The organism is Pseudarthrobacter defluvii (assembly GCF_030816725.1).
In the GTDB taxonomy this organism is placed as follows: domain Bacteria; phylum Actinomycetota; class Actinomycetes; order Actinomycetales; family Micrococcaceae; genus Arthrobacter; species Arthrobacter defluvii_A.
Genome location: NZ_JAUSYG010000001.1, coordinates 3,125,277 through 3,136,682, shown reverse-complemented (window position 1 = coordinate 3,136,682; position 11,406 = coordinate 3,125,277). Strand labels below are relative to the sequence as shown.

Here is an 11,406-nt window from a genome sequence, read left to right as displayed (position 1 = left end):
TTGCGGTGAAGGAGAACGCCCCGCTTAAGGGCCCGTTTCGCCGCACGTTCGTGCAGTTCCGCTGCGGAGGACCAGCAGCACTGTAAGCATGGAAACCCCGGCCGGAACCGATGGGCACCCCCAAGACCATCAGGTTTGGCCGCCCCGAAGACAGACGAACAAAGAGGTTTCCATGTCATTCCTTACCCGTGCCCTGTCCGTTGCCGCCGCCGCAGTCCTGGCCTCATCCCTGGTGGCCGCGCCCGCCCAGGCCGTCGACGTTTCCCCGCCCGGCGCCAACGACTGGTCCTGCAAACCGTCCGCCGCGCACCCCTATCCGGTGGTCCTGGTCCCGGGCACGTTCGAGAGCATGGCGAAGAACTGGTCCACCCTGTCGCCATACCTCAAGGCGCAGGGGTACTGCGTCTTCGCCCTCAACTACGGCGAAACCAACGGTGTCTATGCCACGGCGCCGGTCAAGGATTCCGCCAAGGAACTCGCTCCGTTCGTGGACGCCGTCCGCTCCGCCACCGGCGCCAGGCAGGTGGACCTGGTGGGCCACAGCCAGGGCGGCATGATGCCCCGGTACTACATGGGCTTCCTGGGCGGCGCCAAGTACGTCCACCAGCTCGTCGGCATCGTACCGTCCAACCACGGCACCAAAGGCGTGATCCTGCCGCCGCCGGATCTGGTGCCCACGCCCGACTACACCGCAGCCGGCTGCGCTGCCTGCGCGGACCAGCAGGCTGGATCCCCCTTCATGCAGGAACTCAACTCGGTCGGCGACACCGTCGCCGGCCCTGCCTACACCGTCATCTCCACCATCCACGACGAGGTGGTCATCCCGTACAACAGCCAGTTCCTCAACGGCTCCGCGCGCCAGGTCACCAACATCACCATCCAGGACAAGTGCCCGGCTGACATCTTCGAGCACGACCAGGCGCCGAACGATCCTGTGGTGCACCAACTGGTGGGCAACGCTTTGGCCCAGCCGTCCGGTCCGGCGGACCCGGCGTACCAGCCCGTCTGCCTCTAACCCGACGGAGAACAACAGGCAGTCCGACGGCGGGAGGCCGGCCCACAAAGCCGGCCTCCCGCCGTCGTACTTCTACAGCGTCTCGGGCACCGGCCGCCCGGGAAACAGCGTGGCGTACTGCTTCCGGTACATCCGCCGGCCCACCAGCCGGTAAGCCAGCCGGACCGGGGGAGGGATCTCCCTGAACAGTTCCTTCCGGTCCGCAGGGGGATTCGTGGCCAGCACCATCCCGAGGTAGCCCACCAGGAATTTCCTGTCGAGTTCCTTGATCCCGTGCTGCCCGGTCGCGTTCATCTCCTTCTCCGTCATCACCCGGTCCGCCACGGGCATCATCTCGGTGACCTCGCGGCGCAGGTGCACGTTGAGGACACGCGAGAGGTCCTCGTATCGCGCGGCCAGTTCCGACGCCGACTCCTCGTCCGCGGTCCCCATCCAGCGCAGGCGCACCGGCTCAGTCGCCTTAAGCCGTTCCGTCACCTGCCGGTGCTGCTCGAGCATCTGCCCGATATGCAGCGCGCACGCCGGTGCCCGCTCCTTCAGTTGCGGATACATCAGCAGGTCCTCGCCGTCGTGGTGGATGTGCAGCACCTTGTCGAAATTGCCCAGCACTTCCCCCACATACGCGGCACGGGCCACATCGGCCGCCGCGACTGAACGCACCAGCCCGGGGGCCTCGCCATAGGCCCAGAGGAAAAAGCGGTGGATGCGCCGCATGCCGGCTGTCCCCGCGCACAGGACCGGTCCCGCCGGGAGGGGAGGCGCTGTCTCGCCGGGCTGCATGGTGAAAAAGTCGGTCATGTGCGTGGCCCTTTCCAGTCTCGCGAGACAAAGGACCTCTCCCCGGGAGCATCGTAGCCCCGGCCCCCACACCGCACAACGGCTTTTTAGGACGTACGACGGCGGCACCGGGCGAGGTGCGCGACGTCGTCCTGGCCAGGGGAGCCGGGAGCCGGACGGCATCAGGGCGGTCTTCGCGCACCCGCTCAATCCATTCGGCGAGGAAGGCCTCGACGAGCGCGGGCTGCTCGTGCAGCAGGGCGTGGCCGGCGCGGTCCAGCACGGCAAAGGTGCCGCGCGGGTAGTCCCGCGCCAGTGCCCACCCATCCACGTACCCGGCGGTGGCGTCCTGCCGCCCCGCCAGAACCAGCACCGGATGGAGATATTGCGCTGCCGATCCCGGACGGTCCCGCAGCTCCCAGCGCGAAAAAATCCGGGCCAACCCCGGCTCGTCAACCAGGGATGCTGCAGGAGCCACGAACTGCTGGAACCGGTTCAGCGTGTCGTCCGTCTGGACCACGAAATAGCTGCGGAAAGAGGCCTGGGTTTCCGCGTCGAGGCCGGCAACATGGACCGACGACATGAGGACCTCATGCTTGGGAAGGTTCCCTGCGTGTGCGCCGATAGGGCAGATCAAGGCCAGCCCGGCGGACCGGGGCCTGAGGTGGGCAACCGCGCGGGCCAGGTATCCGCCATACGACTGGCCGATGAGAAGGAACGGTTCATCACCGATGGCGCTGTCGATGAAGCGGAGCAGCAGATCCAGCACGTCGTCATTGCTGTTGAGCGACCCATGAGCCGGGGTGCGGCCCATCCCGGGCAGGTCCGGATACAGGCGGCGGAATCCGGGGAGGCTGCGGAACATCGGCTCCAGGCCGCCGGCGATCTCCCGGTGGTCCACTCCGGCGCCGTGCAGCGCAAGGACGGGTGTTCCACTGCCATGCTCAACGAAATGGACGGGCACACCGCCGACCACGGCTTCCATCCCGCAAGTGTAGATTCGGCCGGGGCTGCGGGACCAGGGCTCCCGCTGGCGGGAATCGCTGTGCCCAGGAGCGTTGAGTACGGTGCATCGGGGCACTTTGGGGCCTCCTGCCCCTACCGGGTCCGGGCATCCGGGGCAAAGATGGCCCGCATGAGAAAACTCTTCACCGCCGGGCTCGCGGCAGCCCTCATGATGCTCGGCCCTGTCCCGCTTGCCCTTCCCGCCAACGCGGCGGCCGTTGCCCCAGCGTCATCAGCACACATCCTCGTCAAGTTATACGACGACGGTGCTGCCGCCGGCACCCTGCGCCGGCATGGCCTGGAGAACGGCGCCGACGTCGGAAGCACCGGCGCCAGGCTGGTCAGCGTGCCCGCCGGCAGCCAAGGCCGGCTCATCGACGCGCTCAGCCGGGATCCCGCCGTCGACTACGCCGAAGCGGACCAGCCCGTGGGGGCCACGTCCTCCGACCAGTACTTCCCGCGCCAGTACGCCCTCCAAAACAACGGCCAGCCCTTCACCAACACCGCCGGTGACCTCACGATCCCTGCCGGTACGCCGGACGCGGATGTGGACGCGGTCGAAGCCTGGAACACCACCACCGGCAACGGGATCAAAGTCGCAGTGCTTGATTCCGGCGTCGCCAGCGACAACCCGGACATCGCGCCAAAGGTGGTGGCCCGCGCCAACTTCAGCGGCTCGGCCACCAAAGCCGGCGACCCCGTGGCCGAGGACTACTACGGCCACGGCACCCACGTTGCCGGCAATGTCGCTGCCACGGTGAACAACACCGTCGGGGTGGCCGGGGTCTGCCCGGGCTGCACGATTTTGGCGGGCAAGGTCCTGGACGACAACGGCGTCGGCTCCAGCTCCGCCCTTGCCAACGGCATCAACTGGGCGGTCAGCAACGGCGCCAAGGTGATCAACATGAGCCTGGGCGTGCGGGCGTCGCGGACTCTGGAAACCGCCGTCAACAACGCCTGGAACAAGGGCGTGGTGCTGGTGGCCGCTGCGGGCAACGGCGGCAACCAGACCAAGATCTACCCCGGCGCCTACACCCACGTCATCGCCGTCGGGGCCACCGACAACAACGACGCCAAGGCCCCGTTCTCCACCTACGGCGCCAGCTGGGTGGACATCGCGGCGCCCGGCGTCAATGTCTACTCCACCTTCCCCAACCATTCGTTCGTCCTGGCCACCCAGAACAAGCGCTCGCAGGGGTATGACGTGGGCAATGGGAGCTCCATGTCCTCAGCTATCGTCGCCGCTGCCGCCGCGCTCGCCTGGAGCTCGCATCCCGGCGCCACGAACAGCGACATCAGGTCAGACGTGGAAACCACGGCGGACGAGGTTGCCGGCACCGGGACGTACTGGGCGTACGGGCGGGTGAACGCCGACAGGGCTGTCCGGTAGGCGCTTCTGCAGGTACTACTTAAGTAGTAGAGTTGATCCATGGAAGGCGAAGATGCCAAGATGCCGGAGCTCGAGGGCGTCACCCACCGGTGGCTCGACGTCCGCGGGATCAGAATGCACATAGCCGAGGCGGGCAGCGGGGAACCCCTGATTCTCCTCCACGGCTTCCCGCAGAACTGGTGGGAGTGGCACGGAGTTATTCCCCGCCTGGCGGAGCATTACTGGGTGATCGCCCCGGACCACCGCGGCTTCGGTTGGAGCGATGCCCCGGCCAGGGGGTATACGGCAGGCTCCCTGGTGGCGGACATTCTTGAACTCATGGCGAAGCTCGGCATCACCCGGGCGCGCTTCCTCACCCACGACTGGGGCGCCATCGTGGGCCAGCTTCTCGCCATCCAGCGGCCTGGCTCAGTGGAGGCGCTGGTCATCACGGGCGCCCCGGATGTGCACATCAGGCCCAATGCCAAGTTGGTCCCCGTCTTCCCAAAACTCTGGCATGCCTTCGCTCTCGCCGCCCCGGTCATCGGCCCACGGATCCAGCACAACAGGAAGGTGGTGCGGCACCTGTTCACCGCCTTCGAGCCCGACGGGGGAGTGTCCGAGGAGGATATGAAGCTCTACAACTCCCTTGCGGCACAGCCCCGAAGGTCTCACGCCGGGTCCGCCCTTTACCGCGGAACCATCCTCCCGGCCTTCATGGGGATCATCTTCGGAAGGTACGCCAGGCGAGACTTCCCGGTGCCCACCCTTGCACTGATTGGGGCCAAAGAACCCTCGGCCACCTTGCAGCAGATGGGCCACCGCCGGGGCCGTGGCGGCAACATCACCACGGAGATCGTCCAGGGCGAAGGGCACTTCATTGCCGACCATCAGCCCGAACTCGTAGCAGGCAAAACCCTGGAGTTCTTCAGGACTCCGCGCGCCGCTTGATCCCGCGAAGTACGCCCACCTCCATGTAGTGGTGCAGCGGGTCGCCGATGAAAAGGTCGACGCCGCGTGCCAGCGTCACCGCGCCCGGCACCTTTTGAAGGGTGAAGGCCAGGGCCCGGGTTACTGCCGGAGCGTCCGGACCGGCGCCGCGGACGGCGGCACTGAGGTAGCCCGGGCCACGGTACCCTGCCCGGTAGATCCCCATCTGCGCAGCATGGCGGGGCGCCACAGGAGATAGGCCATTATCTGCGCGCAGAGCGACACCGCCAGGAGCTGCCACCGCCTCCGGCGCACCGCTTGCCTGAAAAGTAGCCGTCCGGACATGCCGCCAAAGTGCCACGGGACCGCCGGCACCAAAAGTGCCGAAGGTCCCGCCGGGCCAGCATCGACGCGTCTGCGTAACTTTCGGCTTCAGGGGGAATGCAGAACCCCGCAAACTCAGGGGGGACTGCATCGGCCACCGCCGATAAATGACGCAAACGCGTTAGGCACCAAGGTCAGGCGCGCACCTGAAGCCCCGGGACGCCGTCGTGGATTTCGAAGGAGGCCTTGGTGGAAACGGGCGCGCCCGGCGTCGTGACATGGTCCAGCACCCGGAAGTCGGCCGTCATGGCGTCCCTGGTGATGCGCGTGTTCACGTACCCGCGGTTGTCGTTGTAGAACTTCAGGTGCGGGTTCCAGGCCATGGTGGCGTCCGTGGTGGAGCCCGTGCCGTCGCCGGTGGACGTGATCGAGGTGCACACCAGCTCGGAGCCCACCACGGGGGAGGCCGCGTCCTTGTAGTCCACCTTCACGTCGTTGGCCCAGTGCCGGTGCACATCACCGGTGAGCACGACGGCGTTCCGCACGTTCGCGTCCACCCAGCCTTGGGTGATGCGGCGGCGGGAGGCCGCGTAGCCGTCCCAGCCGTCCATGGAAACATCGTCGATGTCCGGCGCCTTATTGCGGTCGCGCTCGGCGAAGAAGACCTGCTGGCCCAGGATGTCCCACCGCTGGCTGGAGTTGCGGAAGCCGTCCAGCAGCCACTTTTCCTGCTCGGCGCCGGTGATGGTGCGGTCCTCCGCCAGGCGCCCGGCCACGTTCTTCTTCCAGCCGTCGCCGGCGAGCTGGTCGTCGCGGTACTGCCGCGTATCCATCATGTGGAAGTTGGCCAGTTGGCCCCACTGGATCTTCCGGTAGATCTTCATGTCAGGCCCGGCCGGCAAGGAGGACGGGCGCAGCGGCATGTTCTCGTAGTACGCCTGGAACGCGGCGGCGCGGCGCTGCCGGAAGTGCTCAACACTGTCGTTCAGCTGGCTGGCGTCGCTGTTCTCCGGAACCTCGTCCGCCCAGTTGTTGTCCACCTCGTGGTCATCCCACACCACGGCCCAGGGTGCCATCGCGTGCGCGGCCTGGAGGTCGGCGTCGGCCTTGTACTGGGCGTGCCGCTGCCGGTAGGTCTGCAGCGTGACGGTCTCCAGGCCCTCGTGGTCGCGCGGGTTCCCGCCGCCGATCACATAGCTGTCCTTCTTGTATTCGTACAGGTAGTCGCCCAGGTGCAGCACCAGATCCGGGTGGTCCTCCGCCAGGCGCCGGTACGCGGTGAAGTAGCCGTGCTCATACTGGGCGCAGCTGGCGAACGCCATCGCCAGCGCGGCGGGCGTCTCGTGCAGGGCCGGACTGGTGAGCGTGCGCCCCACCGGGCTCAGGTGCCTGCCGGCGCGGAACCGGTAGAAGTACTCCCGGCCCGCCCTCAGGCCGCGCAGCTCCACGTGCACCGAGTGCGCGGTCTCGGCCCGGGCCTGTTCCACGCCGCGGGCCACCACCTTCCGCATGCCTTCGTCCTCGGCCACCTCCCACTGCACGGCCACGGGGCGGGACGGCATCCCGCCCAGCCCGTCCTCCGCCACCGGGTCCAGGGCCAGGCGGGTCCAGAGGACGAAGCCGTCCGGCCAGGGCTCGCCCGATGCGATGCCGAGCATAAAGGGATCGGTGCCGAGGCCGGCGTCGTCCGCTGTTGAAACGGCGACGGCGGCACTGGGCAGTGCGGCGACCAGGCCGGCCCCGATGCCGGCGGAGATGAGGGTTCTGCGGGAGATGTTGTCCATGGCTTTCACGCTATTTCCAGCCGTTGTACAGGTTCCGAGGGAGACATGAATGGTTGGTTAACGGCGTGACAAGGTTCGTCGAATAGAGGGCCTGCCCCGGGTCTTTGGACTCTGGCCACGTACCGTGCGGAGGGGAAGAGTTGGCGCCGGACCTGTTCAACAACCAGAAGAAGGCATCATGCCCCGCACCTCCGTCATCACCGGCGCCGCCTCCGGCATCGGCAAGGCAACCAAGGAGCTCCTCGAACAGCGGGGTGAGCGCGTGGTCGGCGTGGACCTCCGCGATGCCGAGGTGATTGCCGACCTCTCCAGCGCGGACGGACGCGAGGCCTTGGTTGACGCTGTTCGGAAGGTCAGCGGCGGCCGGATCGATGCCATATATGCCGTGGCGGGGCTCGCCCTCCCGGCTCCTGCCACGGTGGCCGTCAACTTCTTCGGCGCCGTTGCTTCCGTGGAGGGGCTGCGGCCGCTGCTGAAGGAATCGGACGCCCCGCGCGCAGTCGTGGTCTCGTCCATGGCGGCCCTGATGGCCACCGACGGTGAACTTGTAGCGTTGCTGGCGGCAGGCGACGAACCGGGAGCCTTGGACCGGGCAAAGGTCCTGGCCAAGGAACCCGCCACCACCGGCGGCCTCATCTATGCCTCCACGAAGCTGGCACTCTCGCGATGGGTGCGCCGCCAGGCAGCCACCGCGGAGTGGGCCGGGGCCGGAATCCCGCTGAACGCAGTGGCACCCGGCGTCATCGCCACCCCGATGACGGCCGACCTGATCGACACGGAACAGGAGCGGGAGTCGCTGCTCAAAGTTGTCCCCATGCCCCTGAACGGCATCGCGGAGCCGATTGTGGTGGCCCGCCTGCTGGCCTGGCTCAACAGCGTGGAGAACACCCACCTGTGCGGGCAAATTGTCTATGTTGACGGTGGCAGCGACGCGGTGCTGCGCGGCGACACTGTCTGGTGACCACCCGGGTTCAGGCCCTGATGGACGCCCGGAACGCCACGTACCGCGGATCGCCGCGGCCCACCAGCCGTCCCAGCGCGTCGACCGCCCGCGAGTCGCCGGACCCCATATCCGTGGAAAGCCACCGCACCAGCAGTGGGGCGTCCCCACAGACCCGCACCGCCGATGCAACGGCCGTGTCCAGCTGGTCCCGGAGCAACTGGACGGCCAGCGTGCCGGACCGGCTGAGCAGGGGAGCCCGGTATGCCTCCAGCGCTTCAGCAACCCGGCCCTCACGCAGCAGCCGCAGCACCTGTCCCGCATCGGAGCGTGCGGCCAGCCCTGGAGCAAACCGGTACGGATTGGACTCCACGGCAGCGCCCAGCATGGACCGCACCCGGAACATCTCGGTCCGGATGGCCTGCGGCGTTCCCGCATCGCCATGAAGTTCGTACGCCAACTCCTCGGCTGACCAGCCCTGGGACCGGGAGTCCAGCAGCGCCAGAATCTCCGCCCGGCGCAGCGTCAGGGGAGTGCGGCCTCCGTTGGCAAACACGGCCGCCGGTTTCTCGCCGAGCAGTTCCAGTCGCTCCACGGCGGCAGCCGGACGCCCAGCAGGAGGTGCCGCCTGCCGGGACCCGCGGACGGAAGGCGAAGCACCTACAGAACTGCCGCCGTCGGACGTTCCCAGCAAAGCCTCCGCCACCCGCACGGCGCAGCGGACCATGCGCAAAGTGTCCGCGCTGAGGGTGTCGAGCGGCCCGGACACGTCAAGCACCCCGAGCACGCGGCCGGTGGCCGGGTCCGTGATGGGCGCTGCCGTGCAGGCCCACTCGTGGTGCGTGCGGACCAGGTGCTCGGCGGAGAACAGCTGCACGGGAGCGCCGGTGACCAAAACCTCGCTGATGGCGTTGGTGCCGATCCCGGCCTCGGACCAGTCGGCACCCTCCAGGAACTCCAACTGGTCGGCCCGGCGGAGGACGGCGCGGCTGCCCACCCGCCAGAGGATCTCGCCGCTGGCATCGGTGAGTACCAGCAGGTGGCGGCCTGTCCGGGAATCGTCCGCCAAAAGATCGTTGAGCGCGGGCATCACCTGCTGCAGCCGGTGCTCTTGCCGCAGTTCCAGTACCTCGGACACCTCGTGCAGGTGCCGGGGGCTGTGCTGGTCCGGGCTGATGCCCAAAGCCATGGAACGGTGCCACGAATCCACCAGGCGGGTGGGAATTTCTGGCCTCGGAATTCCGGAAATCACCAGCTCATGCGCGCGGCGCAGAGTCCGCGCATACGTTGCCGGGTCCGAAAACCTCAGGCCGTGGTCCACTGTTCCTCCTCGCAGCCGGCGCCGTTGCCGGATCCGTGTAACGCCCCTGTTACCCCCGCCGGGTTCAACTGGTGATGCAGCTCACGCCCGCCCCAGCATATCGGGCAGGCGGAGCCCAAGGAACAGCACAAAGGAGTGGAGATGACCCAAACACCCACCGCTGCCGCCCAGGCCTGGCTTTCCGGCTTGGATCAGGCGCTGCAGCGGCGCGACGTGGATGCCGCGCTGGAACTCTTCGAGGACGGCGCCTTCTGGCGGGACTTCGTGGCGTTCACCTGGAACCTCAAAACCCTCGAAGGCGCGGCGGACATCCGCCGCATGCTTGAGGCCACCCTGTACCGGATCCAGCCCGCCAACTGGGCACTCTCGGAGGACGCCACCGGGGACGCGGAGAACGTGGAAGCCTGGATCACGTTCGAGACCGGCGCCGCCCGTGGCTACGGCCACCTCCGGCTCCGCAACGGCAAGTGCTGGACGCTGCTGACCACCATGCAGGAACTCAAAGGCTTCGAGGAGAAGAAAGGCCCGCGCCGGGAGCAGGGCGTGGCGCATGAGATCGTCCGCGGCCGCCGGTCCTGGAAGGAGCTCAAGGAGGAGCAGGAAGCCCGTCTTGGCTACGAGGAGCAGCCCTACTGCGTGATCATCGGCGGCGGGCAGGGCGGGATTGGCCTGGCTGCGCGGCTGAAGCGGCTGGGCGTGCCCACCATCATCGTCGAAAAGAACCAGAACCCCGGCGACTCCTGGCGCAACCGCTACAAGTCCCTGCACCTGCATGACCCCGTCTGGTACGACCACCTGCCCTACCTCAAGTTCCCGGACGACTGGCCGGTCTTCGCCGCCAAGGACAAGATCGGCGACTGGCTGGAGCACTACACCCGCATCATGGAGCTGAACTACTGGTCCGGCACCGAGTGCGTCAAGGCAGCGTACGACGACGGCACGCAGGAATGGGAGGTCAGCGTCCTTCGCAACGGCGAACCGGTGACGCTCCGGCCCAAGCAGCTCATCTTCGCCCTGGGCGTCTCCGGCTACCCGAACATCCCCACGTTCGACGGCGCCGAGAGCTTCCTGGGCGAGCAGCGGCACTCCTCCCAGCACCCGGGCGACGGGGACTGGACGGGCAAGAAGGCGGTGGTAATCGGTTCCAACAACTCGGCGCACGACATCTGCGCGGACCTTTGGGAGCACGGCGCCGACGTCACCATGGTCCAGCGCTCCTCCACCCACATTGCCCGCAGCGAATCCCTGATGGACCTGGCGCTGGGCGACCTGTACTCGGAGCGGGCACTCGCAGCGGGCGTCACCACGGAGAAGGCGGACCTGCTGTTCGCCTCGCTGCCCATGCGCATCCTGCCGGAAGCCCAGGTGCCGGTGTACCAGGAGATGGCCAAGCGGGATGCGGAGTTCTATTCCCAGCTGGAGGCCGCGGGGTTCGACCTGGACTTCGGCGTGGACGGGTCCGGCCTGTTCGTGAAGTATTTGCGGCGCGGCTCCGGCTACTACATCGACGTAGGTGCCTCCCAGCTGATCATCGACGGCCGCGTGAAGCTGAAGTCGGGGCAGGTTGCCAAGATCACCGGCAACGCCGTGGTGATGGACGACGGCACCGAACTGGAGGCAGACCTCATTGTCTATGCCACCGGCTACGGTTCCATGAACGGCTGGCTGGCGGACCTGGTCTCGCCCGAAATCGCGGACCGGGTGGGCAAATGCTGGGGATACGGCTCAGACACGCCAAAAGACCCTGGTCCGTGGGAGGGGGAGCTGCGCAATATGTGGAAGCCCACCAACGTGCCCAACCTCTGGATCCATGGCGGAAACCTGCACCAGAGCCGGCACTACTCCGCCTACCTGGCACTGCAGCTGAAGGCCCGGATGGAAGGACTCGAGACCCCGGTCTACGAACTGCAGCCCAGCCACCACACCCGCTAGCCGCGTTTA

Annotated in this window: 9 protein-coding genes and 1 pseudogene; 5 read left to right on the top strand and 5 right to left on the bottom strand. The window is 67.5% G+C overall.

Features of this window, described 5'->3' with window-relative positions; translation table 11 throughout:
* The first annotated feature begins 172 nt into the window (after positions 1–172).
* Entirely contained in the window at positions 173–1,015 is an 843-nt protein-coding gene (locus QF031_RS14650) for an esterase/lipase family protein (RefSeq protein ID WP_307429550.1), read from the top strand.
* A 72-nt stretch (positions 1,016–1,087) separates the two neighbouring features.
* On the opposite strand, the gene QF031_RS14645 is transcribed toward QF031_RS14650, so the two are convergent.
* Complete coding sequence (locus QF031_RS14645; RefSeq protein ID WP_307429546.1) at positions 1,088–1,813, bottom strand: hemerythrin domain-containing protein; 726 nt, start codon at positions 1,811–1,813, stop codon at positions 1,088–1,090.
* A 664-nt stretch (positions 1,814–2,477) separates the two neighbouring features.
* Positions 2,478–2,777 (bottom strand): annotated as a pseudogene (locus QF031_RS21490) (alpha/beta fold hydrolase); the annotation flags it as partial.
* Between QF031_RS21490 and QF031_RS14635 the strand changes: the two are divergent.
* Together QF031_RS14635 and QF031_RS14630 are read left to right on the top strand one after the other, a co-directional pair.
* The gene (locus QF031_RS14635; RefSeq protein ID WP_370874567.1) at positions 2,733–4,187 is read left to right on the top strand and encodes a S8 family serine peptidase; all 1,455 of its coding nucleotides are present in this window, start codon (positions 2,733–2,735) and stop codon (positions 4,185–4,187) included. The pseudogene QF031_RS21490 and the gene QF031_RS14635 overlap by 45 nt on opposite strands.
* A 39-nt stretch (positions 4,188–4,226) precedes the next feature.
* Entirely contained in the window at positions 4,227–5,117 is an 891-nt protein-coding gene (locus QF031_RS14630) for an alpha/beta fold hydrolase (RefSeq protein ID WP_307429543.1), read from the top strand.
* Here QF031_RS14630 and QF031_RS14625 read toward each other — a convergent pair.
* Together QF031_RS14625 and QF031_RS14620 are read right to left on the bottom strand one after the other, a co-directional pair.
* Positions 5,095–5,322 (bottom strand): hypothetical protein, encoded by a 228-nt coding sequence (locus QF031_RS14625; protein ID WP_307429540.1) that lies wholly within the window; start codon positions 5,320–5,322, stop codon positions 5,095–5,097. The two genes, QF031_RS14630 and QF031_RS14625, sit on opposite strands and share 23 nt — an antisense overlap.
* Before the next feature lie 292 nt (positions 5,323–5,614).
* Positions 5,615–7,204 carry an alkaline phosphatase D family protein gene (locus QF031_RS14620; RefSeq protein ID WP_307429536.1) on the bottom strand — a complete coding sequence of 530 codons (1,590 nt, stop codon included), beginning with the start codon at positions 7,202–7,204 and terminating at the stop codon, positions 5,615–5,617.
* 178 nt (positions 7,205–7,382) lie between these two features.
* Between QF031_RS14620 and QF031_RS14615 the strand changes: the two genes are divergently transcribed.
* The gene (locus tag QF031_RS14615) at positions 7,383–8,165 is read left to right on the top strand and encodes an SDR family oxidoreductase (protein ID WP_307429533.1); all 783 of its coding nucleotides are present in this window, start codon (positions 7,383–7,385) and stop codon (positions 8,163–8,165) included.
* Between the two features lie 10 nt (positions 8,166–8,175).
* On the opposite strand, the gene QF031_RS14610 is transcribed toward QF031_RS14615, so the two are convergent.
* Positions 8,176–9,465 (bottom strand): GAF domain-containing protein, encoded by a 1,290-nt coding sequence (locus tag QF031_RS14610; protein ID WP_307429530.1) that lies wholly within the window; start codon positions 9,463–9,465, stop codon positions 8,176–8,178.
* Positions 9,466–9,606: 141 nt separating this feature from the next.
* Here QF031_RS14610 and QF031_RS14605 point away from each other — a divergent pair, with 141 nt between their 5' ends.
* A complete protein-coding gene (locus QF031_RS14605; RefSeq protein WP_307429525.1) occupies positions 9,607–11,397 on the top strand; it encodes an NAD(P)/FAD-dependent oxidoreductase in 1,791 nt (596 codons plus the stop codon).
* The last annotated feature ends 9 nt before the right edge of the window (positions 11,398–11,406 follow it).